Raw genomic sequence first — 19,605 nt, 5'->3', positions numbered from 1 at the left:
AATTATCGAATTAACACATGATGTAAATCTGTTAAATCGAATTTGCACAATATACAACAACGGATTTGTTCGGATGCACAGACAAACGGCCCTCATTACCGGCTGCTCAAGCGGCTTCGGCAAACTGATCGCAACGACCTTTCACGACAATGACTGGAACGTGATCGCTACCATGCGTTCGCCGGAACAGGAAACGGATCTGGCCAGCGGCGAGCATATGCTCGCGACCCGTCTGGATGTGAACGACTCTCAATCGATCGAAGCCGCATTTTCCGCTGGCGAAGCTGAATTCGGCTTTATCGACACGGTCGTCAACAACGCCGGCTATGGCGGCTACGGTCTGTTCGAGCAGGCGAGTGAATCTGACATGCGGTCGATGTTCGAAACCAATCTGTTTGGCCCCATAAACATTATGCGGGTCGCACTGCCCAAAATGCGGGCATCGGGAACAGGCACCATCATCAACGTGACATCCATGGCGGGGCACATGGCATTGCCAGGAAACTCCATCTATTCGGCATCCAAACACGCCATGGTCGGGCTGACCGAGGCGATGGCGCTGGAATACAGACCGCTTGGCATCCGAATATTTTCCGTGGCACCAGGTGCCTATCCGACAACACGGTTCACCGCCAATACAGACAAACGGATCGACGAGGGCGATGCGGAACTGGTCGCATATTCAAACCGGCTGCGTGAACAGATCAATTCCGTCGGGGCGCAGATGGCCAGCGAAAGCGGCAAGATAGCCGACCCGCAGGAGGTGGCCGATCGGGTCTACGCCTGCGCAACATCCGAAATGCCGATCCACAGTCCTACCGGCGCGGATGCCGAGATGCTTATCGCCATGATGGGCCAGGACAATCGGCAGGACTTCCTCGACCGCATCGGCACGATGCTGGTCCCCGGCAACTGATATTTTTCAACATCGGGAGAGGCACATGTTCGGCAACATGATCGCAAACATGATGGTCAAACCATTCCAGTCGCCACTGTTCGACAGCCCGGCAAATTATGGCCTTGAGTATGAGAACGTCGAATTCAAGGCGCGCGACGACGTAACAATAAGGGGCTGGCTGATCAAAAGCGGCACGGATCGCGTCATCATCCAGAGCCACTTCGGCGTTCAGTGCAACCGCGCCGGTTACAGCCCGGACGGAAAGGGACTGATCAAACCGTGGAAGCAGGACATCCCGTTCCTGCGGCAGGCCAAATATCTGTCTGACAACGGGTATTCGGTGCTTATGTACGATTTACGCGGTCACGGGGAAAGTGACATCGGAACAACGCCCTGGGTCAGCTGGGGTCCCGAGGAGGCCAAGCATGTGATCGCCGCGGTGGACTATATCAGCAAGCACCCCGACTACCGTGACGCAAGCCTCGGCCTGCTCAGCATCTGTATGGGCTCGGCTTCCACAACCTATGCTTACGGATTGGACGACGGATTGCGAAAATATCCCGGTATCAAGGCCATGATCGCGGTCCAGCCGCTGCTCTACAGCTATTTTGTTGATGCATTCGGCATGCCAGGCTTCCTCCAGCGCGCCGGCAGCAAGGTTACAGCCGAGCGGCTGGGGTTCGATCTCAACACCAGGTCGTTTTTGCCGGACGCTAGACAAATAACCGTTCCGACCATGGTCGTGCAAAACAAAAACGATCCCTGGACCAATCTTGAAATGGTGAAGGAGTATTACGACAATCTCGCCGTTGAGAAGGAAATGAAGTGGCTAGATATAGAAAAGAGCCGATTTGCCGCCTACGACTTCGTTGGACGGGAACCTGAAAAGCTGTTCGGCTGGTTTGATCGGCACATGATGGCGAAAAACTAATTCTGATCGGTACCGCCATGATCTGGACCATTCTGAAATGGGTCATCACTCCGTTGCTGCTTGTGGCGGTTGTGCTCGCCCTCATCGGCAGGGAAACGTTTCACGTTGAAGTCACCATTCCCGCACCGCCGGAAGAAGTGTGGGCGGTCCTGATGGACACGTCGGCATATGGCGACTGGAATCCGGTTTTCACCAAGGTGGAAGGTGAGTATAACGAAGGCGCAAACATCCGAAACACCGTGCAGGCGCCCGACGGACAGATCCTCGACATTGAGACGACGGTCAAAGTGCTGAACGAAAATCGTGAGCTCAGGCAGACAGGCGGGATGACCGGACTGCTGACTTTCGATCACCAGTGGCTTCTGGAATCTGTCGAAGGAGGAACCAGAGTCACTCAGCATGAGATCGATCAGGGCCTCTACATGTGGTTTTGGGATTCCGGTTGGATTGAACCGTCATATGCAAAGGTCAGCGAAGCGCTCCGGGACCGCATTGCGAGCATCAATCATTGACCGACTTCAGCAAATCAGAGTGGGAAGACCTTTTCGGCGACATACTGGCGTTGACACGGTGATTGGCCGGTCGGCCGTTCTGGATATTCCGAATATTTAACGGGAAGAAATTGCCGGTATCAAAGACTGTTTACCGGCTTCTCCGACAGCCAGGATGACTAGGCCTGCGCATGCGCGGGTTTTGCTTTTCGAAGCCCCGCCAGGGTAAGCCCGTAGATGCATGCCACGACAACAAGAAGCGCGGTCACCTGATACGTGCTTATGGTGTCTCCCAAAAAGATGACAGCAAGGACCATGGTCAGTGCGGGCCAGGGTGTCGTGATGGAACTGGCGAGCGAAACGTCGATGTGCCGGACGGCATAAAACCAGACGATCAGTTCGAGAAAATAGACGAGGCCCATAATCGCCGACATGGTCTGAAAAATCGCGCTTAGGCCCGCTGCAATCCCTGTCGGCCTGGCAACGGCAAGAACCGCAAAGAGAAACAGAATTGAAATCACCACCCGAAAGAATGTCACCTGCACGGGGGTAACAGATGTCCGGCCCAGCTCTTCCTTGATGATCACATGCGCAATGCTCCAAAGCAGCGGCACACCAAGAGAAGCGAGGAACCATGGCGACAGGCCGGACATCCGAAACGTTCCCTCCGTCCCCAGATAATACAGTGTGCCGATCAATACTGCTGTCAGCATCAGTTCAACAGCAGACTTCCTGCGCCTCAGGAACAGGCTCTCCCACAGGATAGCAAAGAGCGGATAAGCCTGGATGGCGATTGCAGCATTGGCCGCACCGGCCTTTTCGACACCCAGAACATAAAGATAGGTGGACAGACCAAACAGTGCTCCGGTGAAGAGTGCGACCGCGATCATACGGCTCCTCTCACGTTGCGAGAGTTCGACACCAAATATGCCTTTCGTTCCGCTTTTCAGTTCAAAGCCAAAGACCGGCAGAGCGAAGACCACCTGCCAGACGGACAGTGCGAATGCGAATGAAAGCGCTCCCACATCGGAGGGACGGAGGTTTGAAACGATCGGCATCACACCGAGCAGTGTAAGACTGACCAGCGATAGAGCGATGCCCTTGCCAACAGAAGCAGACGGAAGTGCCATGGGATGCATCCGGGTATAATTGCATTGATTGATATGAGATTTGCTATTAATCTATGATCAATGCAATTAAAATATTGATCTGATGGCAATTTGGATACCTGATCTCGAAGGCCGTGTCGGCCCTAAATATCTTCAGATCGTGGAGGCGATGGCGGAGGACATTGCCGCAGATCGCCTTGCTGTTGGCACGCAACTCCCGCCGCATCGCGAACTGGCCTATCAGCTGGGCATATCAGCGAACACCACCAGCCGCGCCTATGCCGAGGCCGTCAAACGGGCGCTGTTGCGCGGCGAAGTCGGGCGCGGCACCTTTGTCCGGTCATCCGATGCCGCGTTGCAGATCGATGAGCAAAACAACCTGCGCCGCGAGCGAACAGGACCGATTGATCTGTCGCGCAATCTTCCCCTGCCCGGGTTCGCCGAACCGCATATCCGGCGTGTCCTTGGAGAGATCGCAAGCGGCAAAGGGCTTCCGGCGCTGCTTGATTACCAGACGGATGACGACCTCGCGCACCACAGCGAAGCCGGCATGATCTGGCTTGAAAGCTGCGGGGTGACGGCCCGGCCGGATCAGATCATCACGACAATGGGCGGGCAGCACGGACTGTTGTGCACGCTGATGGCGCTTTTGCGCCCTGGTGATCTGCTGCTGACAGAAACTTTGACCTACACACCCGTGCGCGCGATGGCTGAAAGGCTGGGCCTGCATACCGCGACCGTCAATATGGACGCCAAGGGCATCGTCCCGGAAGCATTCGCCGAGCTTTGCACCCGTGGAAGGCCGAAGGCGCTCTATCTGACACCAACCCTGCAGGCCCCGACAACGGTGACCCTCTCAAAGGCGCGGCGCCAGGCCATAGCCGAGATCGCACAGCGGCACGATGTGATCCTCGTCGAGGACGACGTCTTCGGTCCGCTCAAGGCGGATCGCCCGGCTCCGCTCGCGACATGGGCACCTGAAAACACGGTCTATGTCACAAGCCTCTCAAAGTCCGTTGCACCGGGATTGCGGATTGGCTTTCTGGCCGCACCCGCCAGCCTGGTTCCCGCCATTCGACACGCCGTCAACCTCAGCGTCTGGATGACGCCGCCCATGACCCTGGAAGTCGCGGCGCGGGTGATCCACGATGGAACGGCGTCGGAACTGACGATGCAGCAAAGAACAGCGGCAACGCGCCGCCAGTCCCTCGCGCGGACCATACTGGGTCACATGGATTACGTTGCTGATCCCCACGGCTTCCACCTGTGGCTGCCGCTGCCTTCGGATTGGAGAGCCGATACGTTCCGGGCGCAATGTGCGCGGTACGGCGTGCTGGTGAGTGAGGGGCGCAGCTTTGCCGCCCGGGGGAACGATGCACCCGAAGCGGTGCGGGTCTGTCTGAGTCACGAGATGAGCGAGGCACGGCTCGAACAGGGACTTCGGATTTTGGCCAACCTGCTGCGCCTCGCGCCAACCGCCTCCACGATGGACATATGACGCAGAAACAGTTTTGCTGCATGCCGGCACGTTTAAAAACAGTCCAAACCGGAGGCTGTTGCACTCAGCACGAGTGACAACAAAGCGGACATTCGCTCACCTGAAGCTCTGCGAGCTGATCGTGCGGCTGATTTCCGCTCCGGTGTTTGCCGCCTGGTATCTGGCCCGGAAGGGTCTGCCGGAAGTTTCCACGTCACGTCGAAGCCACCGGTGTGTTTCCAGGAGCTTCAGTGACTGGGAAAGTGCTCTATCGGTGATGGGATGCAATTGGGTCTTGATTTCACCGAAATAGCGGGGCTCCCGGCTGGCGCCAAGAACGGGCAAACTCCAGGCACGCCGTAAAAGCACCTGCTCGGAGGGTTGTTTCACCAGGGTCTCGATCTTGTGTGCAATCCCGGCGATTTGGGCACCTTCAGCCGTCAACCGAAATTCGGATCGCAGCGGATGACCATGGCCGGGATTGCGTTCCATAAGCCCCAGATCGATCAGGTGATCAAGGCTTTGCCTGAATGCGGTCCGTCCGGCGCCGGTCGCCGAAATCAAGGCAGCCTGCCGCCCCGGCACGCCACGATCCATCTGCGCCAGAATACTTAAGCACCAGGCCCTTGATGTCAGCTTGACAAGCGTCACAATGTCCATAAAGTATAGTATATATACTTTATGTCAGGAGCAAAGCCCTTGCCAATCGTTTCACTGGAAAACACCATCACGATCGCAATTTCCGTACGGGATCGGCATCTCAGTGCACAATGGTATGCCGAAAAACTCGGTTTTGAACTTCTCTATCACGCAGACGATGCGGGCTGGAGCGAGTTAAGCACAAAGACCGACGGCGTTACCCTGGGATTGGGTGAGCAAGCCGAACCAAATCCGGGCAACTCGGTTCCGGTTTTTGGGGTGGCAGACATTTCCGCTGCACGAAGAGCCCTGGAAGCTGCCGATGTTAAGTTCGATGGTGAAACCGTTACCATTGAGGGGATGGTGAGCACTGCGACTTTCTACGATCCGGACGGCAATGCATTGATGCTGGCTCAGGATCTCACAAATTAGGCAAATCAAGGCTGCCGGCCCGTCCGCGGCAGAGCGCGTCGATCCGCCGGCGCCGGTATTCCCTTCGACGGTAGATGCGAAGACAGTCACAGCCGGTGATGCCGGTAAGCACGCGTTCTAGTGAATAAGCCCGCGCCGCAAGGCCTTGACGGCCGCATGGTGCTTGTTGAGGCCGTTCATCTTGTGGGTGGCGGTTGAGGCATGATGGTTCACCGTCGACACGGAAAGCCCCAGGATTACCGCAATATCCTCAGCGGTCTTGCCCTCCAGGGTCCAGGAAAGGCACTCGCGCTCGCGGATTGAGAGTTCAATAGCGGCATCCAGGTGCTCCTGTCTTTTCAACTGCTCCTTCATCACCAGCTCATGCGTGTCGAACGCGGCCGAAAACAGCCGGCTGTGTTCCTGGCGTGTGACATCGAAGAGATGCTGCTTGTTGGATGAAATGACATTGAACACCCCGAGTTCCCCGTCCGGGCCCCGTACCGGAATAGCCAGCCCATAGGTAATGTCGAATGACTTCGCCTCATCGAAGACCCGCCGTTGCGGCTTCTTGAAACGTCTTAGAAAGCGGCCCTGCCCCCAGTAAAATGGCCGGGTCATGCGTTTCGCCAGATCGGCCACGGGATCGACCTCGAAATAACGCAGCGCCATATACCGTTCGATCCATTCATCCGGGTAGCTGGTGTTGAGGGTACGGTCGATCTCGAAAGCCACATTGCGCGGCGGACTGAGCACAAGATAGGAAAAATACTCCAGCCCCAGGCTGCGCGCGAATGTGTCCATGCGTCCGTTTATGTCCGCGGCTTCATCCTGTTCGCGATAGCTGCTTTCCTCCAGCCAGTTCATCATCGTTCCAACTCCAATCCGACCAAATTACACCCGGCGGCTCGATTTTAGCAAACCTTTGCAATTGAACGCCCGCAAACCCCGATTGTAGCTTTGCTGGAAAGCAACATCAGGCCACAAAATCATGTTCGGGAGGCATTGAGATGGGCAGGTATTCAAGGATTTTGGCATTGGGAACAGCCCTTTGCGCCTTCACTTCAACTGCGGCAATGGCCGATCTGGTGAAAATCGGCGTTCTTGCGCCGCTGACCGGTCCTACCGCATCCGATGGCGAGGAATTCGTGCGTGGCGCTCAACTCGCCGCAAAGGAGGCCAATGAAAGCGGCGGCATCGCCGGTCATACATTCGAGGTCGTCACGGCGGACGTCGTCGATCATTCCGCCGCAAATGTCACATCTGCCGTGGAGCGGCTGCTGGGAACCGAGGGCGTGCATATCATCCTGACGGGCTATGCGAGCCTGTCGATGTTCGAAGTGGAACTGATGGCGGAAGCAAACATGCCCTATATTGCCGCCGGCCCATCGCCGCAATTTGCGGCAATCGTTTCCGGTGACCCTGGCGCCTATGATTGCTGCTGGTCATTCACCGCCGACTTCAAGGGATACGAGACCGATGTGACACCCACCATCGAAGCGCTTTCGGCAGCCGGCCACTTTCCCCTCAACAACAAAACCGTTGCAATTATCTCTTCGGACAACCCCTATTCCAAGACCATATCGGAGGGTATGAAGACCGCCTTTGGCGATGCCGGCTGGACCGTAACCGTGGACGAGCTGGTGCCCTTCGGACCGGTGGGCGACTGGCGGCCTATCCTTGCCAAGGTACGGGAAAACCCGCCGGATGTGGTTATCAATACCGACTATATTCCGTCCAATGCGGCGCTGTTTACAAACCAGTTCCGCGAGGACCCGACGGATTCGGTCGTCTTCCTGCAATACGCTCCGCTGGTGCCTGAATTTGTCGAGCTAACGAAGGAAAACTCCAACGGCGTCCTCTATAACGCCATTGGCGCGACCCTTGATGTCGATGCCTGGCCGCGCGGCCAGGAGGTTGCCCGTAAATACAAGGACGAGTATGGCGTTGCGTCCGGCGCCTACGGTACCGGCCTCTATGAAATGACGACTGTCTATTTCGAAGCCCTGGAAAAGGTCGGAGACCCGACAGACCACGAAGCCATCGGCAAGGCCATAGGCGAGACCAAACGGCCCATCACGTCCGGTTTCCTTGAGTTCGACCCGGCGACGCATGTCGCAAGGCAGGGCAACGACCATGTGCCTGTGACCTTCTTCCAGATACAGGATGGTGCCGGCGTCATGATCAGCCCGGAAAAGTTCAAATCGGGTGATTTCAAGAAACCGGTCTGGATGTCTGAATAGCAGCAGGCAGGTCCCGTGGCATCGCTCCTTGAAATCAGGAACCTGACCAAATCATTCGGCGCACTTGTCGCGGTAAACGACCTTTCCTTTTCGGTGGCTGGGGGCGAGATTCTCGGCATTGCCGGACCCAACGGGTCCGGCAAGTCAACCCTCTTCAATCTGATCAGCCGCATTCCCTTTGGCGCGAACCGTGGCGAGGTCGAATTTGAAGGCCGGCGCATTGACGGGCTGCCCGATCATCGTATCGCGCAACTCGGTATTATCCGAACGTTCCAGCGCGAAGCGGTCTTTCAATCGATGAGCTGCGTCGACAACATCCTGGTGGCGATCGAACAGACAACCGGTGCGCGGGGTAAAGAAGCGGAACGGCTGGCGGACGAAGCCTGCGATCTGGTCGATTTTCCCAAAAACTTTCACAACCTGCCTGCGGCCACTCTGCCGGTGTTTTATCAAAAACAGCTGATGTTGACGACGGCCGTTGCCCAGAATCCCAAACTGCTGCTTCTTGACGAACCGGCCTCTTCCCTCGTGGAGAATGAAATCGACTGGGTGCGTCAAACCGTATCAAGGCTGAATGCAAACGGCATTACCATCATGCTTATCGAACATGTCCTGCCGCTGTTGATGTCCGTATCGACCCGGCTTCTGGTCATGGAACAGGGCAATATCATTGCACTCGGCGATCCCCGCAAAGTCACCCGTGATCCGGCGGTCGTCGAAGCCTACCTCGGACAGCCGGCGTGAGCGCCTCTCTTCTGGAACTGCGCAACCTCAGCGGCGGTTATCCGCCGGTTTCTGTGTTTCGCGGTGTCGATCTGACGGTCCGCGAAGGTGAGGCTGTCGGATTGTTCGGTCCGAACGGCCATGGCAAGACGACACTTTTGAAAACGGTCGCCGGTCTGATTGATCCATGGGACGGCGACATTGTCTTTGCCGGTGATCGGCTGAATGCTGAAGGCAGGATGCGTCCGCGTACATCCCGGCACCTCAATTATGATCTCTTCCGAAAACGCCGCATCAGTGCCGAAGCCGTCGTCCGGCAGGGCCTGATTTACGTGATGCAGGGCAATCTTCTCTTTCCGGAAATGACCGTTGAGGAGGTTCTGGACATCGCCCCCCAGGCCGCGCGAGGACGCAAGGGTACAAAACAGATGCGCGACCTTGTCGAAGAACTCTTTCCGCGCATGCGCGAGCGCTGGCGGTCGAAAATCCGCTTTCTGTCGGGCGGTGAGCGGCAAATGGTATCCATCGCGGTCGGCCTTCTGGCCCTGCCGCGCCTGTTGATCCTCGATGAGCCCACACTCGGCCTTTCACCGAAGCTGCGCATCGAGCTGTGCGACGCAATTGCAAAAATCCGTGCCCGCAATGTGCCGCTTGTCGTGGTCGATCAGAATGTCGAGTTCCTGACAAGCCTCGTCGACCGGCTTTACCTGTTTGACCACGGCACGATCACGCAGGAGATCGACGGCAATGAAATGCCGTCCCACGAGGAGGTCATGACAATGATGTTCGGGGAGGCGCACTGATGGCCCTGGAAACATTGGCATTTGTGCTTGCTTCAGGCTTGGTGCTCGGCGGGCTCTACGCCCTGATGGCCGCGGGTCTTGCCGTCGTCTGGACGACGTTGGGTGTCTTCAATTTCGCCCATGGCGCATTGATCGCGCTCGGCGCCTATATTGCCTGGCAGGTCTCGCAATACGTTACCGGCGGCGCCGGTTTTCTGATCGGTGCAGGGGTTTCCGTGGCGGTCATGTTCTGTCTCGGATTTGCCATGCACTATGTGCTCGTCAAGCCCTTTGAGCGCCACGCCAATCTCGTGCTTTTGGCGGTCATCACCACGCTTGCCGCAGCGTCGATCGTAGAAAATTCCATCCTGCTCGCCTGGGGTCCGAGGGACAAGCAGATCACACCGCCAATCGCCGGCAAGATCGAGTTTTTCGGAACCGCGATCAGCACCCATGATTTTGTCATCCTCGCTGTGGCGCTGGCCGCGCTGCTCGCCTTTGCCCTGTTCCTTAGAAAAAGCACGACCGGGCGGGCAATGCGTGCCGTTGCGCAAAACCGGGAAGCCGCCGAACTCATGGGTTTCAACGTTTCCCGGCTCTTTGCCATGACCATCGGCCTGTCGGCATCGACTGCGGCCCTTGCCGGCGTGTTTGTGGGCTCGCTGCGCTTCATCAGCCCGACCGTCGGCACCGATCCGCTGATGAAATCGCTGATCGTTGTCATTCTGGGCGGTGTGACGCGCTTCACCAGCCCCATCTATGCGGCTTTCATCGTCGGCATGGCTGAAGCTTTTTCTGCTTATTTTCTGGGCCTTTACTGGGCGCCAGCGGTGCTCTTTGCCATGATGATCATTTTGCTTCTGATCAAGCCTGAAGGCCTCTTCGGCCGCAAAACCAGAACATTGTAGGCGGGTTGAACATTGAAATATGCGCCCCCCTTCCATCGCACCAATGGTTTCTGGCCCGTCGCGATTGCATTATGCGTCGCAGCCGCTTTGCCGCTTCTCTTTACAGAGACCTATGTCCGACACATCCTCATTCTGATTTTCGTCTATGCGATCCTGGCTTCCAACTGGGATCTGTCTTTGGGCTATGGCGGCATCGTCAATTTCGCCCATATCGCCTTCTTCGCCATCGGCCTCTACACATACGGCATTGCGGCAAAGATCTTCGGTCTCGATCCGTGGCTGGCACTGTTATTGGCGCCAACCCTTGCAATGGCCTTTGCCGCGCTGCTTGCGATTCCCGTCCTTCGGCTGGAGGGGATATACGTCATCCTGGTGACCATCGCGGCGGCACAATTGCTGTTCCAGCTGGTCGTCAGCCAGGGCGACTACACCGGCGGAACAAGCGGTATGGTCTTGTTGCCGCGACTTGAAATCGGCGGCTATCGTCTGTCGAGCGATGGCCGCGTCGGTTATTATTATCTGTCTCTCCTGTTGGTCGTTCTCTCAACCATCTTTTTGTACAAGCTGGAACGCTCGGCTCTCGGTCGCGCCATCAAGGCGCTGCGCGACAACAAATACTACGCCATTTCAAGAGGTGTGTCGGAAGGCCGGATCCGTCTTCTCACGCTATGCGCTTCTGCTATTTTTCCGGGACTGGCAGGCGCTTTTTACGGCGCCTATCTGCGCATCGCCTCACCCGACGTTTTCGGCCTCGGATTTTTGACGATCACGCTGTCGATCCTCCTGCTGGGAGGCGTCTCCACCATCTGGGGTCCGCTGATCGCAGCCGTTGTCATTACCGCATTTGCCGAAATCCTGGCCGATTACGGCGCATGGCGAAATATCATCATCGCACTGATGATCATTGCCGTCGTTGTCGTCTATCCGGGCGGGCTTTTTGCGGCAATGCAGGAGATTTGGGGAATAACCACCCGGCTGCGGACCAATGCCATCGCCGCATGGCGTCGTCGATTCGAGGCCGGGTCCCGGCGGCAGGCAATGGGCGTCAAAGACCGGCTTTTGACGACCATCCACGGCCCGGCCTCGGTCTGCGATACCGGCGGGGAAGGCCAGGCGATCGTCTTCGTCCACGGCAATTCCTCCTGCAAGGAGGTCTTCCGCCGGCAATTTGATGAATTTGCCGGACAATACCGGCTCGTATCATTCGACTTGCCCGGCCATGGCGTTTCGCCAAATGCCGACCCGGAGGAGGATTATTCCGTTGAAGCCTATGCGGAAATCATCCGCGATCTCGTCGGCAGGCTGAACCTGAATGACCCAATCGTTTTCGGCTGGTCCCTTGGCGGCTACGCAGCGCTCGAATATGCGGCGCAGGGAAATCCCATTAAGGCTCTGGCGATTTGCGGCACCTCACCGGTCAACAAATTTCCCGATGACATGCCGCGCGGATATATCCCGACCCCGCACATGGAGCTGGCGGGAAAGCGCTTTCACTCACCCCACGAAAAGCGTGCCTATGCGACCCATACGATCGGTGAAAATACTCCGGCCGAACCGCTGGCCCGGCGCGCGGTGTGGCGCACCGACGGCCTTGCGCGTGAGCAGGTGTTTGCCAAACTCAAGACCGTCGACTGGCCCCGTCAGATGCGCGTGCTGCGCGAAGGAAAAATTCCCTTCGCGATGATCAACGGCCCGGCTGATCCATTCATCAACCACGAATATTGCCGCGAACTGTCCTATGCGAACATCTGGCTGGGCGCGCCGCAAAATATCGGCACGGCCGGCCATGCGCCGTTCCTGGAGGAACCTGAAATGTTCAACTCGGTCTTTAGGGATTTTTTGAGCTGGGCGGAAAAAGACGTGGAAATACAAAAGATTGCATAGGAAGACGCGCACCCGGAAATACCGAAAGCCCCTCCCGGAACAATCCGGGCGGGGTTTATTTTTTTGAATTTACTTTTTGGTAATCCGGTCGGCCACAAAGGGCTTGTACGGACCGTTGGCCGCAAGATAGTCAGCAACGACGATCTCAAGGCCCGGGCCGTAATCATAGGCATTCATGGCGTCGGTCTTGAATATCTTGTAACCGTCACCGCCATTACGGACATAGTTGTTGGTAACGACGCCGTAGACCTTGGCCGGATCGAGCGGCTCATAGCCGTTACCGCCTTCCACCATCACGCTGACGATACGCTGGCCGGGTTCGGCCGCCGCATCCCAGGTGAACTTCATGCCGGCCACCTGCGGGAAGCGTCCGGCGCCGTCCTCAACCTGGCTGACGCCGTTTTCTAGCGCGTCGATGAGACCCTGTCCCTTGATCTGGAAGGTCGAAAGCGTGTTCTGGAACGGCAGCACCGTCAGCACCTCGCCCATCGTCACCTCGCCCTTGTCAATCGAGGCGCGCAATCCGCCGCCGTTCTGGAAGGCGATCTGGATGCCCTGGTTCTTGACCCGGTCGAGCATGGCGTCGGTCACCAGGTTACCCATCGAGCATTCCCCGGCGCGGCATACGGCGCGGTCGCCGACAATCAGATCGTCGGACTGCGCCACGACCTTGCTTTTGACCGCCTCGATGGGGCCACCCAGTTCCTTCACACGGGTGAGGATCTCCGCATCCGGCTTGACAGATGAATCAAGAAGGATCGTATCGCCCGACGCGCCCGTAAGATTGCCATCATCGTCGAATGTCAGCGTCAGGTCGCCAACATATTTGGAATAGGCATAGGCCTGCACGACCGGCACGTCCCGACCGTCGGTTCCCTTGACCATTGTCGGATAGGACGGCGCGCCTTCCTTGGTGTTCGACAGCAATGTGTGCGAATGGCCGCCGACGACCGCATCAAGACCCGGCACCGCTGCGGCGATTTCCTGGTCCCTGTTGAAGCCGACATGGGTCAGCGCGATGATCTTGTTGACGCCTGCGGCCTCGAGCTCGGCGACCTTTTTCGTCAGGTGTTCGATTTCGTCCTCGAACTTGACGCTTGGGCCCGGCGCTGAGGTCTCATCCGTATCTGTCGCCAGCACCGAGACAATGCCGATCTTTTCGCCGCCGACATCAAGGACGGTGTGTGCGGGAATACGGCCGGCCAGAAGGTTGTTGCCGGACACATCGGTATTACCGGAGATAACCGGCATCGACACCTTGTCGAGGAAATTGGAAAGGCCTTCCGGACCGTCATCAAACTCGTGATTGCCGACAGCCATGACGTCAAAACCGATCTTGTTCATGAATTCGGCAGCAGCATCGCCCTTATAGGTGGTGTAGAAGAGCGATCCCTGAAACTGGTCGCCGGCATCCAGCACGATGACATTGCCGCCGGCATTCTTGATACCGTCGCGCAGCTCGTTGATCTTAGTTGCAACCCTTGCAATACCGCCGAAACACTTACCCTCTGCCTCGTTTTCGGCCGAGCAGGTGGAATCGTATTTGTTGACCGATTCAATCCGGCTGTGCAGATCATTGATATGGACAATATTGAGTTTGTAATCCGCCATTGCCGTCCCGGCGGACAATGCGACAACCGATCCGGCGAGCAAAAGCCGAGATAAATACATGAACGAGCCTCCATCAGTCGGAAAAAGATCGCGCGATGCTATCCCAGCCTACGGAGGATTACCAGTTTCAAATCATTAATGTTTTAGCGACTTATCAACAGCCCCGCTGTGGAAAAATCGACGCTTAGAAGCAGTCTGGATATTCCGGTTGCAAGAGCAGAGCTTCAACCGCGTCGTGGCCTCGCCATCACCTAACCAGCGCGAGTGGAAAGCTCCAATTTCACAGGTTCGCCGTCAGCTCCATCCGCATGCAATTAGGTTATTGATCCGCCCAGAAACCCTCACCGGGCAAAAAAATGTCCCCGCGCGCTTCCCGAAAGAATAGCATTTCTTCAATCCTGCGGCCCGAAACAGGAAAATAACCCGCAAAAGGGCAAATGCGCCTTCAGGGTTACTTAATGACGCACAGCAACCGAAAACTTTCGACCTTCCCGGCTTTCTTCAATGTCGCCGGCAGCAAGGTCGCTATCTTTGGCAACGGCGAGGAGGCCTTTGCCAAGACGCGGCTGCTTGCCAACACGCAGGCAACGATCATCGTTTACGCCGACGCGCCTGAAGCGGCCTTTTCCACATTCCTGCGTCAGAAGGACATTCAGACAGTCGGCGAACCCTACACCGCAGAACAGCTCGATGGTGCGACGCTGGTCTTTGCCGCGACCGGCAATTCGGCGCTGGACGCCGGCATCGTCACCGACGCACGTGCCCTTCGCATTCCGGCAAACGCCGTCGACCAGCCCGAGTACTGCGATTTTCTCACGCCCGCTCTCGTCAACCGTGCGCCGGTTGCCGTTGCCATCGGAACGGAAGGTGCCGGCCCGGTCCTTGCCCAGATGATCCGTGCGCGCATCGATCAGATGCTTTCGCCCTCGCTTGGCACCCTTGCTCAACTGGCCGAGGCCTACCGCGGTGCCGTTGACAAGGTGCTGCCGCGCGGCGCCACCCGCCGGCAGTTCTGGCGCCGGTTCTTTTCCGGACGTGTTCGCGACGAGGTTGAAAACCACGACCTTGCCGCCGCCCATCAGGCTGCAACGCAGCTATTGCACAACACCGGCAGGACGGAAGGTTACGTCTGGCTGGTCGGTGCCGGTCCCGGCGCCGAAGACCTGTTGACGCTGCGCGCTCAGCGCGTGCTGATGGAAGCCGATGTCATCCTTTACGACGCCCTGGTGCCTGAAGCGATTGTCGATATGGGCCGGCGTGATGCCGAACGCATTTCGGTCGGCAAGCGCAAGGGCTGCCACTCCAAATCGCAGGATCAGATCAACGACCTGCTGGTCGATCTCGCCGGTCGCGGCAAGCGCGTTGTGCGGCTGAAGTCGGGCGATCCGCTGGTCTATGGCAGGGCGGCCGAGGAAATGGCGGCGTTGCGCGATGCGGGCATCGGCTACGAGATCGTACCCGGCATCACCTCGGCCTTCGCAGCCGCAGCCGATTTCGAACTGCCGCTGACCCTGCGCGGCGTCGCATCCTCGCTGGTCTTTACCACCGGCCACGATCTCAACAGCAATGTTTTGCCGGACTGGGCGAAGCTGGCGATATCCGGCGCAACCATCGCTGTTTATATGGGCCGCACCGTTGCAGCTTCCGTTGCCGAGCGTCTGATCGATGCGGGTCTTGCCAGCGACACGGCGGTTGCCGTCGTTGAAAACGCCAGCCAGCCGAACCGCACACTCATTCACTGCACCTTGCAGGAACTGCCGGCAATCCAGAACCAGACACAGCTGGATGGCCCGGTCATGGTGATCATCGGCGATGCAGTTGCCGGTGCGAATTTCGAACACTCCACGCCGCTATCGGCACTGGAAAAGCAGATTGCCGCTGCCTGACAGCGCCAGGAAGAAGGATGTCCGTCATGATGAAAGTTCTCACAGCCAACCGCCTCACCGATGGCATCGCCGTATGGCTCGGCGCCAATGGCGAATGGCTCGAAAGCATCGATACGGCGCTGATCGCGCGCCATGCGGAAGCAGCCGACGCACTCGATGAAGCCGGCAAGTCGGCCTTCAACAACAATCTCGTCGTCGATATCGACCTGATCGACGTTCAGGAAGTTGATGGCGAGATCTACCCGATCCGCCTGCGCGAGCGCATCCGCGCCTCAGGCCCGACAATCCGCACCGATCTCGGCAAACAGGCCGAATTCAGACCGGCGACCGCCGCCTGACGAACAAGAACAACAAGACACCCGAAAATCCGGGCAGCGTCCTGAGGAGTAACCCATGTACCGTTATGACGAGTTCGACCACGATTTCGTCCGCCAGCGCGTCGGACAGTATCGCGACCAGGTCGAGCGCCGCCTTTCCGGCGAGATTGCCGAGGATGCCTTCAAGCCGCTGCGCCTGATGAACGGCGTCTATCTGCAGCTTCATGCCTACATGCTGCGGGTTGCTATTCCCTACGGCACGCTTAACGGCAAGCAGATGCGTCGCCTTGCGCGCATTGCCCGCGACTACGACAAGGGTTACGGACACTTCACCACCCGCCAGAACATCCAGTACAACTGGCCGAAACTGTCCGACACTCCGGACATTCTGGACGAGCTTGCCGAAGTCGAGATGCATGCCATCCAGACATCGGGCAACTGCATTCGCAATGTTTCGGCCGACCACTTTGCCGGCGCTGCCGCGGACGAGGTCGCAGACCCGCGTCCCTATGCGGAAATCCTGCGCCAGTGGTCGTCGAACCATCCGGAATATTCCTTCCTGCCGCGCAAGTTCAAGATCGCCGTTACCGGCGCCGAGCGCGACCGCGCCGCGATCCAGGTCCATGACATCGGTCTGCATCTGAAGCGCAACGATGCGGGCGAACTCGGCTTTGCCGTCTATGTCGGCGGTGGTCAGGGCCGCACGCCAATCATCGCAAAGAAGATCCGCGATTTTCTGCCGGAAGCCGACCTTCTTTCATACACGACGGCAATCATGCGCGTTTACAACCTGCACGGCCGTCGCGACAACAAATACAAGGCGCGCATCAAGATCCTCGTTCATGAGACCGGCGAAGAGGAGTTCACACGCCAGGTTGAAGCCGAGTGGGATAAGCTCAAGGAAACCGTCCTCAAACTGCCCGAGGACGATCTCGCCGCGATTGCCGCCTATTTTGCGCCGCCAAAGCTGCAGGACCGGCCTGAAGGCTGGGCGCAGATCGCCGCTGGAAAGAAGGCCGATTCCGGTTTTGCGTCCTGGGTGCAGCAGAATGTGACGCCGCACCGCCACCCAGATTACGGTGTCGTGACGATCTCCCTGAAGCCCATCGGCGGCATTCCGGGCGATGCCAGCGACGCGCAGATGGAAGTGGTGGCCGATCTCGCCGAAAAATTCGGCCATGACGAAATCCGCGTCTCGCACGAACAGAACCTCGTTCTGCCTCATGTGGCGCTGGCTGATCTTGAAAACGTCTATCGCGCATTGCTCAATGCCGAGCTTGCAACGGCCAATGCCGGCCTTGTAACGGACATCATTGCCTGCCCGGGCCTCGATTACTGCGCCCTTGCCAATGCCCGCGCCATTCCGGTAGCGCAGGAGATTTCCGAACGCTTCGGCTCGCTCGAGCGCCAGAAGGACATCGGCGAGCTGAAAATCAAGATTTCAGGCTGCATCAACGCCTGCGGTCACCACCATGTCGGCCATATCGGCATTCTTGGTGTCGAAAAGAAGGGCGCCGAGCTCTACCAGATCACGCTTGGCGGTTCCGGCGACGAACAGACCTCGATCGGTCAGATCATCGGTCGCGGTTTCGAGCCGGAAAAGATAACCGACGCCATCGAGACCATCGTCGAGACCTATATGGGCCTGCGCTCAAATGCCGAAGAAACCTTCCTTGAAGCCTACCGCCGCGTCGGGCCGGCTCCGTTCAAGCAAGCGCTTTACGGCGAAGCATCCAAAGCCGCCTGATCAGAGGATTATGACAATGAGCGAAACAAGACTCTGGAAAACCGGCGGCTTCGTTGCGGATGATCCCTGGCGGATCGTCGGCGAAGAGGACATGCCTGAAGTGATCGAATCCAACGCCAGGCTGCTGGTGCCGCTGGCCCGCTATCTCGAACTGTCCGAAACCGAGCGAACACCGGAAAACACCGGTGTCATCGTCGCACCCGACGACGATGTCAGCCAGCTTGAGCCGCATCTCGACAAGCTGGCGCTGATTGCCGTGACCTTTCCCGCATTCAACGACGGCCGCGCCTATTCGCAGGCTTCGCTGCTGCGCTCGCGCCTTGGCTTTGGCGGCGAACTGCGCGCCACCGGCGATGTGCTGATAGACCAGGTGCCATTGATGCTGCGCTGTGGCGTCGACAGTTTTGTCGTATCCAACGAAACCGCCATCAAACGCCTTTCCGAAGGCCGTCTTCCGGGCATCAGCGCCTATTATCAGCCGTCGGCCACACCATCGCGCGCCAGCGGCTCCTACGCCTGGCGGCATGTAGATAGACCTTCCGCCTGAAGACTTCTTCCTGTGTATACTCCCAGGACTGCCGCCGGCTTAAACTCCGGCGGCTTTTTTTATGCGCTCTTTCGTATCTCAACCTGATGCGGATAAGGGATCGAAATGCCTTCCTTGTCGAAGGCTTCCTTGACGGTCTTGGTCATGGCGAATTTCAGGTCCCAGTAATCAGCGGCATTGCACCACAGCCGCGTGGTGATATCGACCGATGAATCGCCGAGATTGACCACCCGCACCCAAGGTTCGGGATTGCCGTGCACGCGTTTGTCCTCGCCAGCGCATTTCAGGATGATATCCATCGCCTTGTCCGCGTCGTCGCCATAGTCGATGCCAAAGGTGATATCCACGCGGCGCGTGTCGTTGGCCGAATAGTTGGTGATGATCGAGCCCCACACCTTGCCGTTGGGAACAACGATCTGAACATTGTCCGGCGTCACAAGTTCGGTGACGAATAGGTTGAGGTTTTTGACGGTTCCCGCGGTTCCGGCGATGTCGACATATTGTCCGAGCTTGAAGGGCCGGAAAATGACGATCATCACCCCGGCGGCAATATCCTGAAGCGTGCCCTGCAGCGCCAAACCAATGGCAAGCGTCGCCGCGCCCAGAACCGCAACAAGGCTGGTCGCCTGGAAACCGAACACCTGAAGAACCGCAATAACGACGACCGCAAGGATGAGCCATTTGGCAATCGAGGCGAAAAAGACGCCGAGCGTATCGTCGAGATTGGGATCCGCCAGAACCCGTTTGCGGATCATCCGCGAAACCCAGCCGGCCGCCATATAGCCGATGACCAGGAAGATCAGTGCCTTGGCGGCACCGTAAAGCAGCGGCCCGAAGGCGCCCATCTGCGTAAACATCTCATTCATTGATTGTTCCCCGACAAATCAAACCGCGGCGAATGCTACAGCGCTATGCCCGCGAGTGACAGGCCAAAATTTCAGCATTCTGGCGTCTTGAACGACAATTACCCGGAGTCCAGTTACAATGACGTGGCGGTACCG

19 protein-coding genes are annotated in these 19,605 nt (G+C 57.8%); 14 read left to right on the top strand and 5 right to left on the bottom strand.

Going from position 1 to position 19,605, the window contains the following annotated elements; translation table 11 throughout:
* Positions 1 to 73 precede the first annotated feature (73 nt).
* Genes ABVT35_RS17700 through ABVT35_RS17690 form a run of 3 tightly spaced genes read left to right on the top strand, consistent with a single transcriptional unit; the run spans position 74 to position 2,341 of the window.
* Positions 74 to 916, top strand: a complete 843-nt coding sequence (locus ABVT35_RS17700; protein WP_368468089.1) for an SDR family oxidoreductase — start codon at positions 74 to 76, stop codon at positions 914 to 916.
* Positions 917 to 941: 25 nt separating this feature from the next.
* The gene (locus ABVT35_RS17695; RefSeq protein WP_368468088.1) at positions 942 to 1,829 is read left to right on the top strand and encodes an alpha/beta hydrolase family protein; all 888 of its coding nucleotides are present in this window, start codon (positions 942 to 944) and stop codon (positions 1,827 to 1,829) included.
* A gap of 17 nt (positions 1,830 to 1,846) precedes the next feature.
* Entirely contained in the window at positions 1,847 to 2,341 is a 495-nt protein-coding gene (locus ABVT35_RS17690) for an SRPBCC family protein (protein WP_368468086.1), read from the top strand.
* Between the two features lie 158 nt (positions 2,342 to 2,499).
* On the opposite strand, the gene ABVT35_RS17685 is transcribed toward ABVT35_RS17690, so the two are convergent.
* Positions 2,500 to 3,450 carry an EamA family transporter gene (locus ABVT35_RS17685; RefSeq protein ID WP_368468084.1) on the bottom strand — a complete coding sequence of 317 codons (951 nt, stop codon included), beginning with the start codon at positions 3,448 to 3,450 and terminating at the stop codon, positions 2,500 to 2,502.
* A gap of 82 nt (positions 3,451 to 3,532) precedes the next feature.
* Between ABVT35_RS17685 and ABVT35_RS17680 the strand changes: the two genes are divergently transcribed.
* Positions 3,533 to 4,927 (top strand): PLP-dependent aminotransferase family protein, encoded by a 1,395-nt coding sequence (locus ABVT35_RS17680; RefSeq protein WP_368468082.1) that lies wholly within the window; start codon positions 3,533 to 3,535, stop codon positions 4,925 to 4,927.
* 96 nt (positions 4,928 to 5,023) lie between these two features.
* Here the strand turns inward: ABVT35_RS17680 and ABVT35_RS17675 are convergent, their stop codons facing one another.
* Entirely contained in the window at positions 5,024 to 5,566 is a 543-nt protein-coding gene (locus ABVT35_RS17675) for a winged helix-turn-helix transcriptional regulator (protein WP_368468080.1), read from the bottom strand.
* Positions 5,567 to 5,605: 39 nt separating this feature from the next.
* Here ABVT35_RS17675 and ABVT35_RS17670 point away from each other — a divergent pair, with 39 nt between their 5' ends.
* Positions 5,606 to 5,977, top strand: coding sequence for a VOC family protein (locus tag ABVT35_RS17670; protein WP_368468079.1), 372 nt, complete (start codon positions 5,606 to 5,608; stop codon positions 5,975 to 5,977).
* Positions 5,978 to 6,094: 117 nt separating this feature from the next.
* Here the strand turns inward: ABVT35_RS17670 and ABVT35_RS17665 are convergent, their stop codons facing one another.
* Positions 6,095 to 6,826 (bottom strand): autoinducer binding domain-containing protein, encoded by a 732-nt coding sequence (locus ABVT35_RS17665; RefSeq protein ID WP_368468077.1) that lies wholly within the window; start codon positions 6,824 to 6,826, stop codon positions 6,095 to 6,097.
* A 140-nt stretch (positions 6,827 to 6,966) separates the two neighbouring features.
* Here ABVT35_RS17665 and ABVT35_RS17660 point away from each other — a divergent pair, with 140 nt between their 5' ends.
* Genes ABVT35_RS17660 through ABVT35_RS17640 form a run of 5 tightly spaced genes read left to right on the top strand, consistent with a single transcriptional unit; the run spans position 6,967 to position 12,496 of the window.
* Entirely contained in the window at positions 6,967 to 8,199 is a 1,233-nt protein-coding gene (locus ABVT35_RS17660; RefSeq protein ID WP_368468075.1) for an ABC transporter substrate-binding protein, read from the top strand.
* A 15-nt stretch (positions 8,200 to 8,214) separates the two neighbouring features.
* Positions 8,215 to 8,943 carry an ABC transporter ATP-binding protein gene (locus tag ABVT35_RS17655; RefSeq protein WP_368468073.1) on the top strand — a complete coding sequence of 243 codons (729 nt, stop codon included), beginning with the start codon at positions 8,215 to 8,217 and terminating at the stop codon, positions 8,941 to 8,943.
* Positions 8,940 to 9,725 carry an ABC transporter ATP-binding protein gene (locus ABVT35_RS17650; RefSeq protein WP_368468071.1) on the top strand — a complete coding sequence of 262 codons (786 nt, stop codon included), beginning with the start codon at positions 8,940 to 8,942 and terminating at the stop codon, positions 9,723 to 9,725. The genes ABVT35_RS17655 and ABVT35_RS17650 overlap by 4 nt, the downstream gene beginning before the upstream one ends.
* Positions 9,725 to 10,612: a branched-chain amino acid ABC transporter permease gene (locus tag ABVT35_RS17645; protein ID WP_368468069.1), complete on the top strand. Its 888-nt coding sequence runs from the start codon at positions 9,725 to 9,727 to the stop codon at positions 10,610 to 10,612. Before ABVT35_RS17650 ends, ABVT35_RS17645 begins: the two co-directional genes overlap by 1 nt.
* Positions 10,613 to 10,624: 12 nt before the next feature.
* Positions 10,625 to 12,496, top strand: a complete 1,872-nt coding sequence (locus ABVT35_RS17640) for an alpha/beta fold hydrolase (RefSeq protein ID WP_368468067.1) — start codon at positions 10,625 to 10,627, stop codon at positions 12,494 to 12,496.
* A 69-nt stretch (positions 12,497 to 12,565) separates the two neighbouring features.
* On the opposite strand, the gene ABVT35_RS17635 is transcribed toward ABVT35_RS17640, so the two are convergent.
* Positions 12,566 to 14,167, bottom strand: coding sequence for a bifunctional UDP-sugar hydrolase/5'-nucleotidase (locus ABVT35_RS17635; protein ID WP_368468066.1), 1,602 nt, complete (start codon positions 14,165 to 14,167; stop codon positions 12,566 to 12,568).
* A 398-nt stretch (positions 14,168 to 14,565) separates the two neighbouring features.
* On the opposite strand from ABVT35_RS17635, the gene cysG reads away from it, so the two are divergent.
* From cysG to ABVT35_RS17615, 4 genes are read left to right on the top strand one after another with little or no spacing between them, the layout of a single operon-like run.
* Positions 14,566 to 15,993 (top strand): siroheme synthase CysG, encoded by a 1,428-nt coding sequence (cysG, locus tag ABVT35_RS17630; RefSeq protein WP_368468064.1) that lies wholly within the window; start codon positions 14,566 to 14,568, stop codon positions 15,991 to 15,993.
* A 17-nt stretch (positions 15,994 to 16,010) separates the two neighbouring features.
* The gene (locus ABVT35_RS17625) at positions 16,011 to 16,331 is read left to right on the top strand and encodes a DUF2849 domain-containing protein (protein ID WP_368468062.1); all 321 of its coding nucleotides are present in this window, start codon (positions 16,011 to 16,013) and stop codon (positions 16,329 to 16,331) included.
* Positions 16,332 to 16,386: 55 nt separating this feature from the next.
* Positions 16,387 to 18,057 carry a nitrite/sulfite reductase gene (locus tag ABVT35_RS17620; RefSeq protein WP_368468061.1) on the top strand — a complete coding sequence of 557 codons (1,671 nt, stop codon included), beginning with the start codon at positions 16,387 to 16,389 and terminating at the stop codon, positions 18,055 to 18,057.
* 16 nt (positions 18,058 to 18,073) lie between these two features.
* The gene (locus ABVT35_RS17615) at positions 18,074 to 18,604 is read left to right on the top strand and encodes a DUF934 domain-containing protein (RefSeq protein WP_368468060.1); all 531 of its coding nucleotides are present in this window, start codon (positions 18,074 to 18,076) and stop codon (positions 18,602 to 18,604) included.
* 59 nt (positions 18,605 to 18,663) lie between these two features.
* On the opposite strand, the gene ABVT35_RS17610 is transcribed toward ABVT35_RS17615, so the two are convergent.
* Positions 18,664 to 19,470, bottom strand: a complete 807-nt coding sequence (locus tag ABVT35_RS17610; RefSeq protein ID WP_368468058.1) for a mechanosensitive ion channel family protein — start codon at positions 19,468 to 19,470, stop codon at positions 18,664 to 18,666.
* Between the last annotated feature and the right edge of the window lie 135 nt (positions 19,471 to 19,605).

Origin of the sequence: Hoeflea sp. TYP-13, assembly GCF_040932035.1 — a bacterium.
GTDB lineage: Bacteria > Pseudomonadota > Alphaproteobacteria > Rhizobiales > Rhizobiaceae > Hoeflea_A.
The sequence above is the reverse complement of the archived record's forward strand: the minus strand, read 5'-3'. Positions and strand labels throughout refer to the sequence as shown.